General features: G+C 64.3%; 13 protein-coding genes. 7 read left to right on the forward strand and 6 right to left on the reverse strand.

The features are described 5' to 3' along the window. Positions 1 to 126 precede the first annotated feature (126 nt). On the reverse strand, positions 127 to 5685 hold the full coding sequence (locus HHL22_RS14705; protein ID WP_169532100.1) for an alpha-2-macroglobulin family protein: 5559 nt from the start codon (positions 5683 to 5685) through the stop codon (positions 127 to 129). Positions 5686 to 5791: 106 nt separating this feature from the next. Here HHL22_RS14705 and HHL22_RS14710 point away from each other — a divergent pair, with 106 nt between their 5' ends. From HHL22_RS14710 to HHL22_RS14725, 4 genes are all read left to right on the forward strand, one after another. Further along, positions 5792 to 6346 (forward strand): hypothetical protein, encoded by a 555-nt coding sequence (locus HHL22_RS14710; RefSeq protein WP_169532101.1) that lies wholly within the window; start codon positions 5792 to 5794, stop codon positions 6344 to 6346. 37 nt (positions 6347 to 6383) lie between these two features. After that, positions 6384 to 7292 carry a LysR family transcriptional regulator gene (locus tag HHL22_RS14715; RefSeq protein WP_169532102.1) on the forward strand — a complete coding sequence of 303 codons (909 nt, stop codon included), beginning with the start codon at positions 6384 to 6386 and terminating at the stop codon, positions 7290 to 7292. Between the two features lie 65 nt (positions 7293 to 7357). Further along, positions 7358 to 8563 (forward strand): threonine synthase, encoded by a 1206-nt coding sequence (locus HHL22_RS14720; RefSeq protein ID WP_169532103.1) that lies wholly within the window; start codon positions 7358 to 7360, stop codon positions 8561 to 8563. 171 nt (positions 8564 to 8734) lie between these two features. Then, on the forward strand, positions 8735 to 10579 hold the full coding sequence (locus HHL22_RS14725) for a glycosyltransferase (protein ID WP_169532104.1): 1845 nt from the start codon (positions 8735 to 8737) through the stop codon (positions 10577 to 10579). A gap of 85 nt (positions 10580 to 10664) precedes the next feature. On the opposite strand, the gene HHL22_RS14730 is transcribed toward HHL22_RS14725, so the two are convergent. Together HHL22_RS14730 and HHL22_RS23640 are read right to left on the reverse strand one after the other, a co-directional pair. Further along, the gene (locus HHL22_RS14730) at positions 10665 to 11411 is read right to left on the reverse strand and encodes an endonuclease III domain-containing protein (RefSeq protein WP_169532105.1); all 747 of its coding nucleotides are present in this window, start codon (positions 11409 to 11411) and stop codon (positions 10665 to 10667) included. A 108-nt stretch (positions 11412 to 11519) separates the two neighbouring features. Then, the gene (locus HHL22_RS23640) at positions 11520 to 12521 is read right to left on the reverse strand and encodes a hypothetical protein (protein WP_195809290.1); all 1002 of its coding nucleotides are present in this window, start codon (positions 12519 to 12521) and stop codon (positions 11520 to 11522) included. A gap of 198 nt (positions 12522 to 12719) precedes the next feature. Between HHL22_RS23640 and HHL22_RS14740 the strand changes: the two genes are divergently transcribed. Then, positions 12720 to 13541 carry a TrmH family RNA methyltransferase gene (locus tag HHL22_RS14740; protein WP_169532106.1) on the forward strand — a complete coding sequence of 274 codons (822 nt, stop codon included), beginning with the start codon at positions 12720 to 12722 and terminating at the stop codon, positions 13539 to 13541. A 35-nt stretch (positions 13542 to 13576) separates the two neighbouring features. On the opposite strand, the gene HHL22_RS14745 is transcribed toward HHL22_RS14740, so the two are convergent. Both HHL22_RS14745 and typA read right to left on the reverse strand, forming a co-directional pair. Further along, positions 13577 to 14086: a DUF6630 family protein gene (locus tag HHL22_RS14745; protein ID WP_169532107.1), complete on the reverse strand. Its 510-nt coding sequence runs from the start codon at positions 14084 to 14086 to the stop codon at positions 13577 to 13579. A gap of 146 nt (positions 14087 to 14232) precedes the next feature. Next, entirely contained in the window at positions 14233 to 16050 is a 1818-nt protein-coding gene (gene typA / locus HHL22_RS14750; RefSeq protein WP_169532108.1) for a translational GTPase TypA, read from the reverse strand. A 208-nt stretch (positions 16051 to 16258) separates the two neighbouring features. On the opposite strand from typA, the gene msrB reads away from it, so the two are divergent. Continuing rightward, on the forward strand, positions 16259 to 16837 hold the full coding sequence (msrB, locus tag HHL22_RS14755) for a peptide-methionine (R)-S-oxide reductase MsrB (protein ID WP_169532109.1): 579 nt from the start codon (positions 16259 to 16261) through the stop codon (positions 16835 to 16837). An 88-nt stretch (positions 16838 to 16925) separates the two neighbouring features. Next, complete coding sequence (locus HHL22_RS14760; protein WP_169532110.1) at positions 16926 to 17294, forward strand: hypothetical protein; 369 nt, start codon at positions 16926 to 16928, stop codon at positions 17292 to 17294. A gap of 127 nt (positions 17295 to 17421) precedes the next feature. On the opposite strand, the gene HHL22_RS14765 is transcribed toward HHL22_RS14760, so the two are convergent. Next, the gene (locus tag HHL22_RS14765) at positions 17422 to 18066 is read right to left on the reverse strand and encodes a hypothetical protein (protein WP_169532111.1); all 645 of its coding nucleotides are present in this window, start codon (positions 18064 to 18066) and stop codon (positions 17422 to 17424) included. Positions 18067 to 18209 lie beyond the last annotated feature (143 nt).

Below are 18209 nucleotides of genomic sequence, written 5' to 3' on the forward strand. Positions count from 1 at the left end.
TTACAACCAAAAAGAACGTCATGCTGAGCTTGCCGAAGCATCTCTACCGCACGATACCCTAGGGGCGTGATAGAGATGCTTCGGCAAGCTCAGCATGACGTTCTTTTATACTCTATCCGCTGCCCGCTACCGCACCCGCACCACGCCGGCGCCGTTATAGCTGTGGTACTCGGCGTTGTACATGGCGTCGGCGCTGACGGGGCCGAGCTTAAAGGTGCCCTTGCTGACGGCGCGGGCCAGGTAGGCAAACACCTTGACCTGGGGCGTGGCGGTGGTGAAGATATTGAGGCGGTCGTCGCGTACGTCGAGGTAGTCGGGCGTGGCCAGGCCAGGCAGGGCCACGTCGCGCTGCACCCCTAGGCGCGGGTTTTCGATTTCGAGGCCGGCGGGCAGCAAGTCGGTGATGGCCACGTTCTTGACCTCGCCGGCCGCGTCGGCGCTTTGCAGGGCGATGACGACCAGCACCAAATCGTTTTGCTTGAAGTTGGCGCTGGCCAGCGGCCGACCGTTGCGGTCGGCAAAGTAGCGGCGCACCTTCAGGTATTTGTCCTCCTCCAGCACCTGGCCGCGGGCGCTCACGCCCTCCAGCTGCCAGTAGTAATAGAGCGGGCCATTGCCCATCGCCTTCAGCACCAGCTGATAGTTGGCCACGTTCTTCACCGTCAGGTCTTGGCCCGTGAACTGCCCTAGGGTCTTACCGCTGGTTGAGATAGTGGCCGTGGCGGTGCTGGCCTGGGCGCGGCGCGCAATCTTGCCCAGCGCCAGCAGGGCCCAGGCCGATTCCTGGGTGTTGAGGTAGCGCGCGTCGCGCAGCTGGCGGCTGAGCTGGCGGGCCAGCGCGGCCACCTGCGGGTTGGTGGGGTCGGCTTCGAGCAGGGCGTTGAGCACCAGCGCCTCATCGCGGATGGGCGAGGCGAAGGCGCCGCCAAGCTCACGCCGGCTGAGGTCGGGCGTGAAGGTGGTGGGCAGCGTTTGGCGGAAGGCCTGTTGCTGGCCCCCTAGGCCGTAGGTGCAGGCCAGCAGGAAGCGCGCGTCGGGCGTGAGCAGCTGGCGGTTGGCGCGGTAGTAGTTGAGGGCCACGGCATCCTGGCGGCCGGCCAGGGCCAGCACGTAGAGCGAGTAGCTGATTTCGCGCGGGGCGATGACGCGCTCGCGAGCAATATTGCTGGCGTCGACGTACTGGTACTTCTCGGTTTCGCGCTTTTTGAGGCGGAACTGCAAGTAGCGCAGCACTTTATCGAGAATGCTTTGGTTGACGGCGAAGCCCGCCTGCTTGGCTTCGAGCAGGAAGTGGGCGGCGTAGGCGGTGGCCCACCAGTTGTCGTAGTCGCCGCCCGGCCAGTAGCTGAGGCTACCGTTGTAGAGCTGCATGCTCTCGATTTTGCGAATGGCCTCCTGCACGTGGTAGTTGGGGTTGTAGCGCTGCACCCTAGGCCCCGTGCCCGCCTGCTGGGCCAACGTAGCCGCCAGGTCGCCGAAGTACAGCTGCGGAAACGCCGTCGATACGGTTTGCTCGAGGCAGCCGTAGGGGTAGCGCAGCAGGTAGTTCAGGTTTTTGGAAAACTGCGCGAGCGGCGAGCGGCTCAGCAGCAGTTGGCTGCGCAGGGTGCTGGGCAGGAAATCGCTGCGCAAGTCGAGCGTGGCAGGCTTGCCGGCGGCTACCTCGCCGCTGCCGGTGCGCGTGCCTAGGGGCGCGGCGGGGCGGATGGGGAGGTCTATTCGTTCCTCGCTATGGGCCTGTTGACCTTTCTCGTCTTTGTAGTAAACAGCCGTAGCAATGGTTGCACTGCCGACACCGCGGCCAAAGACTCGAAAAGTCACTTTGGCTTCGCTATTCGGTTTTAATATAAGCGGTTCTTGAATAGGTAGGTAGTCAGTCTTTTCTGTATGCCCTGCACTACTAGTTAAAAAGCCCAAAATCTTTGAGTCTTTGGCTTCAAATGGTAGCACTAAGTCCACTGTGGGACGTATGGTTTTCCCCGTCGTATTCGTCAGCGTCACCGGCAGGTCAATCGTATCGCCTGGACTCGCAAAGCGCGGCAGCGCCGTGCTGATAACCACCGGGTCGGCCACGCGCATAGTGTGCTCGGCCGAGGCGAAGGCGTCGTCTTTGTAGGCCACGGCCATTACGCGCAGGGCGCCACTGAACTGGGGCACCCGCACCCGGTAGCGCACCAGGCCGCTGGCATCGGCCGTGAGCAGGCCGCTCCACTTGGCTACCAACTTCACGCGGCGGCTGGGCACGGGGGTGGTGCGGCGGGCCAGGTCGGCGGCGTCGCCCCCGCTGCTGCTGGTGCCCAGCTCGGGCAGCAACGCGGGGTAGAGGTCGTAGGCGCTCACCTCCAGGGCGCGCTTCTGGTAGAAGTAGCCGTAGGGGTCGGGCGTGCGGTAGTTCTGGCGCTGCAAAATGCCCTCGTCCACCACCGCCAGCGTTACCTGCGCTTTCGGAGCAGTATGCACCTCAATGGTTTGGAAGGTTTGCGAGCGGCTGAGCGCGGCGGCCTGCACGACTAGCGGCAGGTGGGTGCCAGGCTTCTCCACCGTCAGCGGCACGAAGCCGCGAGCCACGGTCAGGGGCAGCGAGTTATCGCCCGTAATGGGCCGGATGGCAGTGGCCGTCACGTACACGTTGGGCACGTGGCCGGCGCGGATGGGCACCTGCACGCGGGCCGATTTCTGGTCGGTATCCACGTAGAAGTGGTCGAAGACGTGGTTGCGCTCCACCGTCACCAGCACCCGGCCCGCGAAGGGCGTTTTGAGCAGCAGCTGGGCGGTTTCGCCGGGCTCGTACTTGGGCTTGTCGGCCTCGATGGTCACCTCGCCCTCGGTGTTCACCTCAAACGAGTTGCCGGCCGTGTCGCCGCTGCCGTAGGCGTAGAAGTGGCTGGCTACGTAGCTGCTGGCGCCCGGCCGGCTCACCCGCACCTCGTACTCGCCCGAGTAGGTGGGGGTGAAGTTGAAGCCGTTGCCCGACGTCACTTGCAGCACCTGGCTGCTCAGGGTTTGCTCGCGCTTCTGCGAGTTGTACACGTAGCGGCCGCCCTGGCGCTCGAGCACTGTTTCCCAAAGCAGGCGCACCACCCGCACCTGGGCCGGGGCCGTGGTGGGCCGCCCGGCCGGCGTGAGGGCCAGCAGCCGCACCGGCAGCGGCTGGCGGGTGCTCACCAGCTCGGGCAGCCGCTCGATGCCGAACATCGTGGCCTGAGTTTGCACCTCGAAGGAAGCCAGGCGGTTCACCGGCCGCCCGGTTTCGTCGAACACCGTGGCGAAGGCCACGCCCTCCAGGGTGCCCAGGTCGCGCACGTCGGGCAGCTGGTAGGCGGCGGTGCCGCGGCCGGCGGCGTCGGTTTCGCCCTCGCGCACCTCCTTCTGGAAGCGCGCCGCGATGCCCGTGGGCGCCACTTCCTCGCCGTACTCGCTGCGCTGGGGCCGCTCGCCGGTATTTATCGTGAAGTCGTAGCCGGGGTACTGCTTGGCGGTAAAGGCTTTCTCCTTCAGCGAAAACTCCACCTCGAACTTGCGCCCGGCGGCCGGCGGGCCAAACAGGTTTTGGGCCGCGATAGTGGCCGTCACGGTGCCGCCCGAGCGCACCACGGTCGGGGCGGCCGTCACGGTCACTTTCAGCCGGTCGGGGATGAACTCCTCCACGCTCACTGGCTTGCTAGCCAGTAAGATATCGTTGCCCGTCAGCACTTCCAGCGAGTAGGTGCCCGTCATCACCGACGGGGGCAGAATGAAGCGCGACTCCACCGCGCCGGTGGCCGTCAGCTTTTCGCCCAGGCTGGCGTATTCCTTGCCGGTGGGCAGCAGCAGGCGCACCTTCAGGGGCAGCCCTAGGGGGGGCAGGCGCCAGTCGTCGGTGCGCACCACCACGTTGGTGTGGATGGTGTCGCCGGGCCGGTACAGGCCCCGGTCGCCGTACAAAAACGCCTGGTAGTGCGCCGCGTTGCTCGTCAGGCCGCCCACCTCGAAGCGCGAGGTTTCGACGCGGCTCTTGCTCAGGGGCAGAAACGAGAAGTCGGCGCCCTGCGTGGCCGTTACCAGCCCTAGGCGCAGCGGGCCGCCGCGCAGGCTGTCGAAGTCGAAGCGCGCCACGCCCTGGCCGTTGCTCAGGGCGGTGCCCATCAGCTGGTTGTTGGTGCTGATAAAGCGCACGGTGGCCCCGCTCACCGGCCGCGCCCCGCGCAGGCTGTTCACAAATACCACCGCCCCGCCGCCGTTGTCCTGGCGCGCTATCAGCCCCAGGTCGGTGAGGGCCACCAGCTTATCCTGGCGCACCCACTGGCGCTCGGTGTCCTGCACCCGCACCACGTACAGGCCCTTGAGCGGCGCGCTAAACTCCAAGTCCTTGAGGCTGAGGTTGAGCAGGTGCAGGCCGTTTTCCTTGGTTAGCCCGCTGGTGGCGTAAGTGCGGGTAAAGAGCACGTCGCCCCGGTTGGCCAGTTCGTAGTAGCGGTAGCTGCGGTCCACGTACTCGTCGTCTTCGCCGCCGCCATAATCTTCGCCGTCCTCGCTCTCGCTGTCGTAGCCGTACTGCTTGTCCTGGCGCAGCAGCTCCTGAATGTTGCTGGCGTACACCTTAGCCACGGTCACCTTCACGCTGCTCACGGCGTTGAGGCGCAAGCCCAGGTTGCGGTTGCCGTTGGCCCCTAGGTACATGGCCTTGTCGGGGCTGGCAAAAGCGATGCTGGGCTGGCTGTCGCCGAAGCTCACCGCCTGCTCGAACTTTTCCACCAGTTGCCCCCCTAGGGCGCCGCGCGCACCGGGGTCGAGGCTCACCTGGTAGGTCTTGCCCACCTCGAAGCCGCCGCGCAGCGCCAGCCCGCTTTCCAGCGCCTCCACCGCGAAGGGCACGGCCGGCGTCACCTTCAGCAGCGGCTGCACGTCGGCCACCGACACGGGCTGGTTGGTGAGCAGCGTCACGAAGGGCTGGCCGTTGAGCACCTGGCCGGTTAGCTCGCGTACTTGCAGGGTTTGCTGGTCGGGCACCTCGGCCTCGGCCTGTAGCGCTTCGGTGGTGGGCTGGCGGCCGGCCACCGCGTTCAGCCCGGCCGCCACCTCGAAGTGCAGCGGCGCGTCAGGCCGCACTTCCTGGTTTAGCGTCAGCCCCAGGGTTTTATCGGGCTCGGCGGCCGTGAGGGTGAAGGCCACCGGCCGCCCGTTCTGGCTCACGCGCAGCCGCGGGCGCAGGTCGGCCGGCCGCACGGGGTAGTTGAACAGCAGGTTGGCGCGCATTTCGGTGGTGCCCGCGGCCCGGCTGCTGCGCCCGTAAAACACCTGTGCGCCCCCTAGGGCCAGAAACGGCGTGTGAAACCGCGGCTTGCTGAGCGCCACTTGCTGCTTGCCGCTGGGCAGCGTAGCCGGCCGCAGCGCCGCCGTAAATACGGTGCTGGGCCGAAATGGCTCGAGGGGCGAGAAAATCAGCTCGCGCCCATCGTCGCTCCACTTGAACTTGCCCGGCATAGCCGGCTCAAAACTTACGTAGCGCGTGGTGTCCCAGCGCCCGCCCTGGTCGGCGCGCACCACCGGCTCGTCGAAGCGGAAAACCAGGTTTTGGCTGGGGTCAATTTCCTCGCCCGCGGCCGGGTTGGCGGCGCTGGCTTGGTCAGCGGGAGTTGTTTTCGAGCAGGAGAACGTTGCAAGCAGCGCGGCAAAAAGCAGCGGCACAAAGCGGCGGGAGCGCATGGAAAAGAGGCAAATAAGCCGGTGTGAAAGACGGATGAAAGGTAGCGGCAAAAACGAGCATAATCGTATACCTTCACGCCTTTAAACTTGGAATATTTAGCTGTCTATGTACGCCAAATTTTTATACCTCGACGCGTCAAACCATGAAGCAGCCCACGATTACGGTTTGCGCTTTATGCGCGAGGAAACACCCAACTATACGCGTCTAACTATTGGCGCTTCGACTGAGGGCGTAGGACTACTGCTACAGCTATGCGACCTACTGACTCCGCCGTTTTACTGCCTGTATGTGCTAGTTATCGGTCGGCGCAACGAGCAGCCAGGTCGATACCAGTCGCCTTGGCTGGAAACACGTGAGGAGCTGGTAAATTTTCTGCTGGATTTCAAGCAGCCGCTAGAAGCCGATGGTCGGCATCACCTCTGGATATGCAGCCCAGACGATGGCGCTACGCTTGTTTATGACCGTCATAACCTAATTTATGCTTACGGGCCACTCGAACTCTTTAGCGATCGCCTACGGAAGCTGCACTACCGGGAAGAAGTAGTGGTTATGCCTTTTCCACATGTGCACTACTTCCACGATACGACTGACACACAAGTAAGTGAGTTGTTGAATTATTGGGAGTGGCAACACTTTCCACTGAAAGAGGTTGATGAGTAATAAGGCCGGTGGGTGAAAGTCTAGGCCCGTACGTTCTATGCTTTCGCACCCGCACGAGGTTTTTTTGGCCGTAGCCCAGCACCTGAGCTTCACCAAGGCCGGGCAGGCGCTGTTCATCAGCCAGTCGGCGGTGAGCAAGCAGGTGCGGGCGCTGGAGGAGCACTACAAAACCGGCCTCTTCGAGCGCCTAGGGGGTAGCATCCGCCTCACGCCGGCCGGGCAGCGCCTCTACGAAAAGCTGCTGCAAGCCAAGCAGTTGCAGCAGGAGCTGCACCAAGAAATGAGCGCCCTCAGCCCGGCCTTCGCGCCGGCCGTGCACCTGCTCATCGGGGCCAGCACCACCATCTCGCTCTACGTGCTGCCGCCGGTGGTGGCGGCCTACCTGCGCCAGCACCCCAGCCATCAGCTCAGCCTCAAAAACCGCAACAGCGACAACATACTGCGCGCGCTGCTCGAGCACGAAATCGAGCTGGGCATCGTCGAGGGCATCCACAAAGTCAGCCACGTCACCTACACCCCGCTGCTCACCGACGTGGTGGTGCCGGTATGCGCCGCCACCAATCCGCTGGCCGGCCGCGAGCTGGCTGTCAGCGACTTGCGCACCGTGCCGCTGGCCCTGCGCGAAACCGGCTCGGGCACGCTGGCGGTGCTGGAGGAGGCGCTAGCCGCCCAGGGCCTGGGCTTGGCCGAGCTGCCGGTGCGCGTGCGCCTAGGGGGCACCGAGGCCCTCAAGAACTTCATCCGGGTGGAGAATACCTGCCTGGCCTTCTTGCCCCGCCAGGCCGTGCTCAAAGAGCTGGCCAGCGGCGAGCTGGCGGCTGTGAAAATCAAAGGCTTGTACCTCGAGCGCAAGTTCAATTTCATCCAGCGCAAGGGCACCGAAAACAACGGGCCCTACCGCGACTTCCTGCGCTTCACCCAGCGCTACTATGCTCAGGCAGAATAGCCCATGCGTAAACTCCATATCTGCTAGGCATAGTAAGCCGCTGGGCGCCGCCGGAAATTTGGGGCATGAAATCGGCTATCACTACCGCCGCCTCGCGGCTGCACGAGCTTCACTGCGCCGCCTGCGGGCAGGTGCACTCTGCCTTCGAGCTGCAAACCGTGTCGGCCTGCTGCCAGCAGCCGCTGCTGGCGAGCTACGACCTAAGCTGGCCCCCTAGGCCCGAAGGCATTATCGACCAGGCCGATAGCTCGATGTGGCGCTACGGGGCGCTGCTACCTTTGCTCGACCCGGCCAACAAAGTGACCCTAGGCGAGGGCCTGACGCCGCTGCTAGACCTACCGCGCCTAGGGGCCCACTACGGCTTTAGCGCGCTCACCCTCAAGGACGAGGGCCAGAACCCCACCGGCTCGTTTAAGGCGCGGGGCCTGAGCATGGCCATCTCGAAAGCCAAGGAGCTAGGCGCCAGCGGCTGCATTATCCCCACGGCCGGCAACGCGGGCGTGGCCATGGCCGCCTACTGTGCCCGCGCCGGCCTGCGCGCCACCGTCGTCATGCCGCGCCACACCCCTGAGGCCTTTAAGGAGGAATGCTACTGGTACGGCGCGCAGGTGGAGCTGGTCGATGGCCTCATCAACGACTGCGCGGCCCGCGTGCGCCAGCTCAACGCCGGTGGCGAGCTGCTCGACATCTCGACCCTCAAGGAGCCCTACCGCCTGGAAGGTAAGAAAACCATGGGCTACGAAATAGCCGAGCAGCTAAACTGGCAGCTGCCCGACGTGCTGCTCTACCCCGCCGGCGGCGGCACCGGCCTCATCGGCATCTGGAAGGCCTTTGCCGAAATGAAGGCCCTAGGGTGGCTGGCGCCCGAAACCCGGCTGCCCCGCATGGTAGCCGTGCAGGCCGAAAACTGCCGCCCGCTCTACGACACCTACTTCGGCCACCAGTCCAACTGCCACGCCTACCAGGGCCGCCCCACGCTGGCCAACGGCCTAGCCGTGCCCCGCCCCTTGGGCGAGCCCCTAATGCTGCGCGTGCTGCGCGAAAGCCAAGGCACGGTGGTGAGCGTCAGCGAGGAAGCCATGCTCGAAGGCATGCGCGAGCTAGGCCAGCACGAGGGTCTGTTCGTGGCTCCCGAGGGTGCTGCCGTGTGGATGGCCGCCCGCCAGTTGCAAGCCCAGGGCTGGCTGCGCGCCGACGAGCGCCTGCTGCTGCTCAACACCGGCAGCGCCCAAAAGTACCTCAGCAACGTAGTCGGCCGCGCCTGGGGGTAGAGGTTTCTGGTTGCTGGCTTGCACTACGACTGCACAAAGAATGTCATGCTGAGCTGGCCGAAGCATCTCTACCGCGCAATTAGTGTTCGGTAGAGATGCTTCGGCCAGCTCAGATGACGTTCTTTGTGCAGTCGTAGTGCAAGCCAGCAACCAACAATCAACAACTAATTCTTGCGCATCCTGCACGTTCTTTCGGCCGATTTTTTTGCCGGCTCAGTGGCCTACGCCGTGGCCCTGGCCGAGGCCCACCGCCGCGACGGCCACCAGGTATGGCTGGCCTCTGACGCGGCCACGCTGCCCACTGGCGCCACCCTGGTGCAGCTGCCCATCAGCCGGCGCACCTACAAGCAGCGCTGGCGCAACATCCGGGCGCTGCGCCAGCTTATTCGGGCTGAGGGTATCGACGTGGTGCATGCCCACTCGCGCGCGGCCAGTTGGGTAAGCTACTGGGCCGTGCGGGGCCTGCCGCTGCCGCTGGTGAGCACCGTGCACGGCCGCCAGCACCTGCACGCCTCCACTTCGCTCTTCGATATCTACGGCGACAAAGTCATCGCCATCTGCGGAAACTTGGCCCAGCACCTGCGCGACGAAGTGCAGATGGCGCCCGCTAAAATTGAGGTCATTCCCAACGGCGTGGCCTTTCCGAACCTGGCCGTCGCAGCCGGCCCTAGGGCCACTTCGCCCGACTTGCGGCTGGCTTTCATCGGCCGCTTCAACGGGCCCAAGGGCGAGCGGGCGGCGGCCTTATTCGAGTATGTGCTGCCGGCGCTGCTGCGCGAGTTTGCCGGCTTGCGCGTGGCCCTTATCGGGGGCGAGCTAACGCACTTGCCCGCCCACGGCCACGCGGCCCTAGGGGCCTTGCAAGCCGAATTTGACGAGCGAATAGAAGTAGTAGGCTTCAGCAGTGACGTGCCCGGCTGGCTGCAAAAAACCACCCTGGTGGTGGGGGCCGGGCGCGTGGCCATTGAGGCCCTAGGGGCCGGCGTGCCCGCCCTGGCGCTGGGCGAGGCCTGTTACGCCGGGCTCGTCACGGAAGCCACCTACGCCGCCGCGGCAGCTTCCAACTTCGGCGACATTTTGCCCCAGGTGGGGCTGGCGGCCGTGAGCTGGCCCCAGGTGCTGGCCGATGCCCGCGCCGTGCTGCGGCAGCCGGGCCCGGTGGCGCCGGCCCTGCAAGCCCAGGTGCGCCGCGACTACGACCTCGGCCGCGTTGCCGGGCGCGTGCTGAGCGTGTACGAGTCGGCGCGCATGAAAAAAGCGGTGCCCGACTGGCTGCCGGTGCTCATGTACCACAAGATTCCCGACGCCGCGCCCGCCACCCGCCACCAAACGTTCGTCACCAGAGACCACTTCGCCCGCCACCTGGCTTTTTTCCATCGCCAGCGCTTCACGCCCATTACCTTCCTCGACTACCAAGAGTTTGCCAGCGGGCGGCGGCCGCTGAAAGAGTTTCCGCGCAAGCCGCTCATTCTCACCTTCGACGACGGCTACCTCGACAACTATACCAACTTGCTGCCCCTGATGCAGCAGGCGGGCTACCGCGGCGTGCTGTATCTGCTGGGCAACTTCGACCTGCGCCACAACGCCTGGGACTTGGCCGCTGACCCCGCCGAGCCGCGGGCCGAGCTGATGAGTGCAGCCCAAAAAGCCGCTTTTGTAGCCGCTGACTGGGAAATCGGCGCCCATACCCTCACGCACCCGCACCTGCCCGCGCTGCCCGCCGAGGCGGCCGCCCACGAGCTAAGCGCCAGCAAGGCCGCCCTTGAGCAGCGCCTGGGCGTGCCGGTGCAGTCGTTTGCCTATCCCTACGGCGACCTCAGCGCCGAAACCAAGCGCCTGGTAGCCGCCGCCGGCTTCCGCTTCGCCGTGGCTACCGATACTGGCGGCCAGCACCTGGAGGACGACCGCTTCCAAATCTTCCGCGTCAACATCTTCCCTCACGAAACCGAGGCCAGCCTGCGCAAAAAAACGGCGCCCTGGTACCGCCGCTACTACCGTTGGAAGCGCGGACGATAGATGCGTAAGTGGGTAGATGAGCAAAAACAGCACGTCCTGCTGAGCCTGTCGAAGCAGGACGTGCTGTTTTTGCTCATCTACCCACTTACGCATCTATCGCCTTGCTTATCCGCGCTTGGCCAAAGGGGCAAACGTCGAGCATGATGCAGCGGCTGCAAGCGGGGGCGTGAAAAAAGCAGCACTTCTGGCCATGAAACATGAGCGCCTCGTGGTGGTCATACACCTGCTGGGCGGTCCAGTCGGGCGGCAGCAGGGCGGCCAGCAGGGCGTGGGCCGGCCCTTCGCCCACCTTGGGCCCAATGAGGCCTAGGCGCTGCGCCACGCGGTGGTGGTGGCTATCGACGGGCATGGCCGGGCGGCGCAGGCAGCTGAAAAGCAGCACCGCCGCGCTGGTTTTAGGCCCGATGCCGCTGATGCTTTCCAGCCAGGCGCGCGCTTCGGCAATGGGCAGCTCACCCAAAAAGTCGAGCGAGCAGGGCGGGCGCTCGTCGTCGCCGCAGCGGCGGCTTACTTCGCGCAGCACGCTTTGCAGGCGCGGCGCCTTCTGCTCGGGCCAGGTGCAGGCCGAGATGGCCCGCTGCACGTCCAGCGTGGGGGCGTCGCGCACGGCTTCCCAGGTCGAAAAAGTAGCCCGCAGGCGCTCGTAGGCCCGGTGCGAGTCGGCATTCTTGGTGCGGTGCGACAGCAGGGCGCTCATCAACTCGCTCAGCGGGTCTTTGTCGCTGAAGAATAAGAAAGGCGCCCCGTACTCGGCGCACAGGCGAGTGTGCGCCAGCAGGGCTTGCTGCTGGCGGGCAGTGAACGAGTCGGTAGAAACAGCGGCGGCGGGCATACCTACTACATACCGCCAGAGGGCGGCTAATGTTGCAGCTGCGGCTACCCGGCGCTAGTAGTGACTCGTTATGAATCAGTCAATTATGAGGATTTGGTGAGCCTTTGGCTACCGCGCCCCGCTGTTGTAGAGCGCAATGGCCTGGCGCTGCGCCGACGCCTGCTTGCCCTGGAAGATGAGCGGCACGATGAGCACCGGAATGGCCGCGTACAAAAACGGTGAGATGCCGGTCGAGTTGGGCCGGAACGATTGCAGGGCCCCGTAAATAAGCAGGCCGCCGCCCGCGATGTAGGCCGCCGTGACGGAGGTTTGGTAGCGCCGGGCATTGGCCAGCAGCGCCTGGGCGCCGGCATTGTCGGCGGTAGCCAGCTGCAGGTTGCGGGTGTTCAGGTTTTGGATGGGGCCGTTGTCCTTGGAGAAATACTCGGTTTTGGTGGTGCGGTAGCCGCCGTAGGGATAGCCGCCGTAACCCATGCCGTAGCCCCCTAGGCCACCATAGCCCAGCCCGCCGTAGCCAAAGCCCCCGTAGCCCAGCCCACCGTAGCCCGGCGAGTAGCTGGTGTTATAAGTAGCGTAGAGGCTGATGCGGCCGGTTTTTTCGCGCCGCAGCGTAGCCTCGCGCGCCGAGCCCGGCAGCGTGGTGCGCACGTAGTGCCCGGTTTCGTTTTCATAAAAGCCCACCTCGCTGAGGTCGACGCGGCGCTGCCCATCGAGCAGCAAAAAGCTGCGGCCAAACAGCGGCGACTTCACTTCCACGTCCGACACGTTGTAGAGCTGCCCATTGCGCAAGCCCACCTGGAAGCGGGCGGGCCGCGTCGAGCCCCCCATAATGTAGGGCTGGGTGCCCACGGAGCCGGGCGCGGGCTGCGGCGCGGCGCCGTTTGGCGCGGCCAGGCCCGGCTGCGCGGCCGCTGGCTGGGCGCGGGCCGAATCGGCCGCGACGGCCGGTGCCGGCGCGGGGTCGAGCTGGCGCGGGGCCGGGGCCGGGCGCGGGGTGTAGGTGGGAAGCGAAGGAGCGCCGCCGAGCTGCCGGGGGGCCTCCTGCGCCTGGGCGGCGGTGCAGCCGGCGCCTAGCCCTAGGCCCAGCGCCGCAACGAGCAGTGATTTCATGCAAGCAAATAAAAGCCCCGCCGGCCACTTCGGCCGGGGGTTGGGTAACGACACCTCCCGCCGAAAAAGTGCCAGCCCGCCGCATTTGTCCCTGCCAAGCAATAAAAGACCATTAATCAGCTGGTTAACCCAAAATGAGGAGCTCGATACCCAGCTGCTAAAGCGCCCGCCCCCGCCCGCCCTTCTACCTTCGCAGCCATGTACGCCGCCCGCCCCACGCCGCCCGACCGCATTACCAGCCCCCAAAACCCGCGCATCAAGGAGGTGTTGCGCTTGCAGGAGAAATCGGCCGAGCGCCGCCGCCAGGGCCTCACGGTGGTGGAGGGTGCGCGCGAGCTGAGCCATGCGCAACTGGCCGGCTGGCGCGTGGCCCAGCTGCTGCTGTGCCCCGAGCTGGCCGGCGAAACCCTAACCCAAGCGCTGCAAGCGGCCCCGCCCGCCGGCGAGCTGCTGCTGGTGAGCGCGGCCGTATTTGCCAAGCTGGCTGTGCGCGAGCGCTCCGACGGGGTGCTGGCCGTGCTGCACACCCCTAGGCGCACGCTGGCCGACTTGCAGCTGCCCGCCAACCCGCTGGTGCTGGTGCTTGAGGCCGTGGAAAAGCCCGGCAACCTCGGGGCCATCCTGCGCACCGCCGACGCCGCGCCCGCCCACGCTGTGCTGGTGGGCGACCCGCGCACCGACCTCTACAATCCCAACGTCATTCGGGCCAGCCTGGGGGGTATTTTCACGGTGCCTACCGTAGCCGCGCCCATGCCCGAGGTGCTGGCTTTTCTACAAGCCAAGGGCATCCGCACCTTTGCCGCCGCCCTGGCCGAGGGCGTCAACAGCTACACCGCCGCCCACCTGGCCGGCCCCACGGCCCTGGTGCTCGGCACCGAGGCCGACGGCCTGACGCCCGCCACCCGCCAGGCCTGCGACGAAACCATCATCATCCCCATGCGCGGCCAGCTCGACTCGCTCAATGTGAGCGTGGCCGCCGCCGTGCTCGCTTTCGAGGCTGTGCGCCAGCGAGGACAATAGCACGAACCAGGGAGTTCACGCTGCCGCGCTGCTGCCTAATACACGGCCAGCGTGAAGCCCAGCGCCGCCGCCAGTTGGCGGGTGTCCTCCGCCTGCCCGTCGGCCACCACACTCAGCGCATACGAGTCACTGTCGAGCGTGAATAGCACCAGCGCCAACCCTAGGGGCTCCAAAGCGTCCTGCAGGGCATCAAGCGCGTCGGGCCCTACCAGGCGGCGCGCCCCTAGGGCCTGCTCGCCCAGCCGCCCAGCGCGCTGCTGCCGCGTCAGTATTTCATCTAGTCCGCCGGCCAGGTAGTTGGCCGCGTCCTGCCAGTCGGCTTCCCACACCAGCTCCTCGCTCAGCAGCGCGTCAATCATGGCCACGTCGCGTAGCTCCTGCACCGGCAAGTCACCCTCGATGCCGCGTTCCAGCAGCTCCTCGCCAAACTGCGCGTGGTAAGCCGCTGGGTCAGCCAGCACTAGGGCCAGGCGCGGCTCCAAACGCGCGGCGGCCGCGTGGTCACCTAGGGTGAAAAGCTGAAGAAATTGAGTCAAAGAATCCATAAAGTGCGGCTACTAGCTAAAAAACAAACAAGCTTACACCCTAAATAAAATAAAGAAAGGCTGCCTAAAGACAGCCTTTCCTATCGCGTAGTCAGCCTGCGCAGCAGGCGTATCCACGAAATCAGTTAAATCCGTTAAATCTGCGATTATTGGGCGTCGGCCGTTTTGGCGTAGCGCAGGCGCTCGTTTTCGTCGAGGAAAATCTTGCGCATCCGCACGCTCTTGGGCGTTACTTCCAAGTACTCGTCCTTCTGAATGTACTCCATCGCGTCTTCCAGCGAGAACTGGCGCTTGGGCACAATCTTCGCGTTTTCGTCCGAGCCGCTGGCGCGCATGTTGGTTAGCTTCTTGCCCTTCTGAATGTTGATGGTCAAGTCGTTGGGGCGGGTGTGCTCGCCAATTACTTGGCCGCTGTATACTTCCTCACCGGGGTCTACGAAGAAGGTGCCGCGGTCCTGCATCTTGTCGATGGTGTAGGCCGTGCCGGGACCGCTTTCCAGCGAAATCAGCGAGCCCGCAATGCGGCCCGGAATGGGGCCCTTATAGGGCTCGTACTCGCTGAAGCGGTGGTTCATGATAGCCTCGCCGGCCGTGGCCGTGAGGATGTTGTTGCGCAGGCCAATCAGGCCCCGGCTCGGAATGTTAAACTCCAGGTGCTGCAAGTCGCCCTTGGGCTCCATGATGGTCAGCTCACCTTTGCGCATCGTCACCAGCTCAATCACCTTGCCGGCGGTTTCCTCGGGCACGTCCACCACCATGTGCTCAATGGGCTCGAGGCGGTTGCCGTCCTCGTCCTCCTTGTAAAGTACCTGGGGCTGACCTACTTGCAGCTCGTAGCCCTCGCGGCGCATCGTTTCGATGAGCACCGACAAGTGCAGAATGCCGCGGCCGTACACCAGGAAGGTATCCTCGCGGTCGGTTTCCTTCACGCGCAGGGCTAGGTTTTTCTCGGTTTCCTTAAACAGGCGCTCGCGCAGGTGGCGCGAAGTCACGAACTTGCCTTCCTTGCCAAAAAACGGCGAGTTGTTGATGGTGAACAGCATGTTCATCGTCGGCTCGTCGATGCTAATGCGGGGCAGCGCCTCGGGGTTGTCGGCATCGGCCAGGGTATCGCCAATCTCGAAGCCTTCAATGCCCGTCACGGCGCAAATATCGCCGCTGCTCACCTGGTCCACTTTTACGCGGCCTAGGCCCTCAAATACTTGCAGCTCCTTGATTTTTACTTTCTTCACGCTGCCATCAGCCTTCATCAGGCTCATGTTGGCGCCCTCCTTGAGGGTGCCGCGGTGCACGCGCCCAATGGCGATGCGGCCCACGAACGACGAGTAGTCGAGCGAAGTAACCTGCATCTGCGGGGTGCCTTCCAGCGACGGCGCGGCCGGAATCGACTCAATCACGGCGTCGAGCAGCGGCGTGATGCTGTCGGTCTTCACCTTCCAGTCGGTGCTCATCCAGCCCTGCTTCGACGAGCCGTAGAGCGTCACGAAATCCAGCTGGTCTTCGGTGGCGCCGAGGTTGAACATGAGGTCGAATACCTGCTCGTGCACCTCGTCGGGGCGGCAGTTTTCCTTGTCCACCTTGTTCACCACCACGATGGGCTTGAGGCCCAAATCGAGGGCCTTGCCCAGCACGAAGCGCGTCTGCGGCATGGCGCCCTCAAAGGCATCCACTAGCAGCAGCACGCCGTCGGCCATCTTCAGCACCCGCTCCACTTCGCCGCCAAAGTCGGCGTGACCGGGAGTGTCGATGATGTTGATTTTGGTGCCGTTGTAGCGCACCGATACGTTCTTAGAAACGATGGTGATGCCGCGCTCCCGCTCCAGGTCGTTGTTGTCGAGGATAAGGTCGTCGAAGTGCTGGTGCGCGTCGAAAATCTTGGAAGCGTGGATGATTTTATCCACCAGCGTCGTCTTGCCGTGGTCAACGTGCGCGATGATGGCGATATTCCGAATATTCTGGGTCATAAGTCAGTTTTTGCGGCCGCAAAGGTACGGATTCTCAGGCAGAAAACCGAGTTGTGCAGTGATTAACTTAACGATGCGGCGTCGTTTGCTGCCTAACAGTCCGGCCAGAAAGTGAGTTCGTTAGCTTGCTTAAAGGAAATTAGCCACATCCGAACGCCTAGGCTATTGCGTTCGTTATAGCACTACTAAACTTCTTGCCTTCCCTTTCATGCGCCTGTCCCTTTTGCCCCTGCTGCTGAGCGCGGTGGCCTTTACGCCCGCCTGCTCGCAAAGCCACGCCGACCAATCGAAGCCCGCCGCGCCCATTGCCGGCGTGGTGCCCGCCGGCCCCAAAGGCGCCAGCGTTGCCAGCGCCAAGTACCCCGAGCCGCAGCCCGCCACGGGCAAGCCCGGCGAGTTTCCGGTAGTGAAAACCGACGCCGAGTGGAAAAAGCAGCTCACGCCCGCCCAATACTACATCCTGCGCCAGGAGGGCACCGAGCCGCCGTTTCATAACAAGTACTTTGACAACCACGAGGCCGGCACCTACTACTGCGCCGCCGACCACAACCTGCTCTTTACCTCGGCCACTAAGTACGACTCGGGCACTGGCTGGCCCAGCTTCTGGGCCCCGGCTAGCAATGCCAGCCTGAAAGTGAAGGCTGACAACAGCTTCGGCATGAGCCGCGATGAGCTGGTGTGCGCCAAGTGCGGCGGCCACCTCGGCCATATCTTCAACGACGGCCCCAAGCCCACCGGCCAGCGCTACTGCATGGACTCGGACGGGATGCTGTTCGAGAAAAAATAACTCAGTGCGCCCGCGCGCTCAACCCCGTTTTGCCGCCTGCGTACTGCTAGGGCCGCCCCGCACCGGGGCGGCCTTTTTGCTGACACTCATGCGTTTCTCGCCTTTCGCCCGTCTGCTGGCCCTAGGGGCTGCTACCGCGCTGGCCGGCTGCTCAGCTTCCGAAACCGCCTCCGAGCGGGCGGCGCCCGGCTCCGAGCCCATTCCCACCGAGGTAAATTCCGATGCCGCCCGCCGGGCCATCTACAACGCCAACTCGCCGGTGCGCGGTACTTCGGTGCCCGCCGCCGCCGTGCCCGACGCCACCCCCAATACCCAGCGCCTGGGCGAGCAAGCGGCTGACATCAACCGCTACAAGCGCCCCGAATCGCTAAATAATAACGCTCCCAATAATACTACTACCGAAACGCGCATGCAGGAACTCGACCGCTCCATCCCCGACACCCTGCGCCGCCCCTAGGGCCCAGGTGTTTTGCATTGCCCCCTAGGGTGGCGCCCACAAAAAAGGGGCCCGGCTGAAACAGCCGAGCCCCTTTTACTTGCTTGCCGGATATAGCGCGCAGCCGGGCCCTAGGCCCCATCGTGGGCTACACGTTGTCGACGGCCACGCTATCGTTGGTAGTGCCCATGGGAGTGCTCAGCTCGGGGCCGGCAGGTGCCGCGTCGCCTGAGCGCTTGGAGCGGCTGCGGCTGGCGGCCGCCGGCGCCTTGCGAGTGGTGCTGCTGCGCTGGGGGGCCTCGCTGCTGGTAGCAACGGGCTTAGCGCTTGCTTTTGGGGTGGCTGCTTTAGGCCGAGCGACACTTTTGGCCGGGGCTTTGGTTGCAGCAGTGGCCTTGGCCGCCGGAGCGGGCAGGTTGATGTCGGTGGTGCGGCCGGGAGCCAGGGTGTCGTAGTGCTTCACTATAGTGTGCAGGGCCTGCTCAAACAGTTTCTCCGTGTCCACGTCGAGGCGGCGGGTAGCCTCTTTTACCACCTCTTTCAGCTTGTCCTTCGTTTCTTTGCGAACGCGAGTGACCATCTCCATCATCCGGTTGTCAAGCTCTTTTTGCAGTTGCTTAGCGGCCGACTTTAGGTTACGCTTCTGGTCCGATTTCTTGTCGGCGTGGTCGCTGGTGAGGGCCTTGGTGGCTTTGCGCTCTTGCTTATTGGCTTTGCGCTGGGCTTTTTCTTCCGGCGTGCGCTTGGCAGCCGGAGCCGAAGCGGTAGAGTCGGTGCTGGATTTCTTGGCCATTGGGTGAGATGGTTAAGGGGAATGCGGGTTCGATAATGCTGGACAAATATAAAATTTGCCTGTTGGCAAACGCGCTATTTTATCTTTTTGTTAAAAAACTTAACATACCACGTCCTTAGTTGCCCCTACGGCTGAGTTCAAGC

Source organism: Hymenobacter polaris (genome assembly GCF_012927305.1).
Taxonomy (GTDB): Bacteria; Bacteroidota; Bacteroidia; order Cytophagales; family Hymenobacteraceae; genus Hymenobacter; species Hymenobacter polaris.

What these genes read in the sequence shown, in the direction of transcription:
- HHL22_RS14705 (WP_169532100.1), bottom strand. Translation starts at nt 5,685, where the DNA reads ATGCGCTCCCGCCGCTTTGTGCCGCTGCTTTTTGCCGCGCTGCTTGCA.
- HHL22_RS14710 (WP_169532101.1), top strand. Translation starts at nt 5,792, where the DNA reads ATGTACGCCAAATTTTTATACCTCGACGCGTCAAACCATGAAGCAGCC.
- HHL22_RS14715 (WP_169532102.1), top strand. Translation starts at nt 6,384, where the DNA reads ATGCTTTCGCACCCGCACGAGGTTTTTTTGGCCGTAGCCCAGCACCTG.
- HHL22_RS14720 (WP_169532103.1), top strand. Translation starts at nt 7,358, where the DNA reads ATGAAATCGGCTATCACTACCGCCGCCTCGCGGCTGCACGAGCTTCAC.
- HHL22_RS14730 (WP_169532105.1), bottom strand. Translation starts at nt 11,411, where the DNA reads ATGCCCGCCGCCGCTGTTTCTACCGACTCGTTCACTGCCCGCCAGCAG.
- HHL22_RS23640 (WP_195809290.1), bottom strand. Translation starts at nt 12,521, where the DNA reads ATGAAATCACTGCTCGTTGCGGCGCTGGGCCTAGGGCTAGGCGCCGGC.
- HHL22_RS14740 (WP_169532106.1), top strand. Translation starts at nt 12,720, where the DNA reads ATGTACGCCGCCCGCCCCACGCCGCCCGACCGCATTACCAGCCCCCAA.
- HHL22_RS14745 (WP_169532107.1), bottom strand. Translation starts at nt 14,086, where the DNA reads ATGGATTCTTTGACTCAATTTCTTCAGCTTTTCACCCTAGGTGACCAC.
- typA (WP_169532108.1), bottom strand. Translation starts at nt 16,050, where the DNA reads ATGACCCAGAATATTCGGAATATCGCCATCATCGCGCACGTTGACCAC.
- msrB (WP_169532109.1), top strand. Translation starts at nt 16,259, where the DNA reads ATGCGCCTGTCCCTTTTGCCCCTGCTGCTGAGCGCGGTGGCCTTTACG.
- HHL22_RS14760 (WP_169532110.1), top strand. Translation starts at nt 16,926, where the DNA reads ATGCGTTTCTCGCCTTTCGCCCGTCTGCTGGCCCTAGGGGCTGCTACC.
- HHL22_RS14765 (WP_169532111.1), bottom strand. Translation starts at nt 18,066, where the DNA reads ATGGCCAAGAAATCCAGCACCGACTCTACCGCTTCGGCTCCGGCTGCC.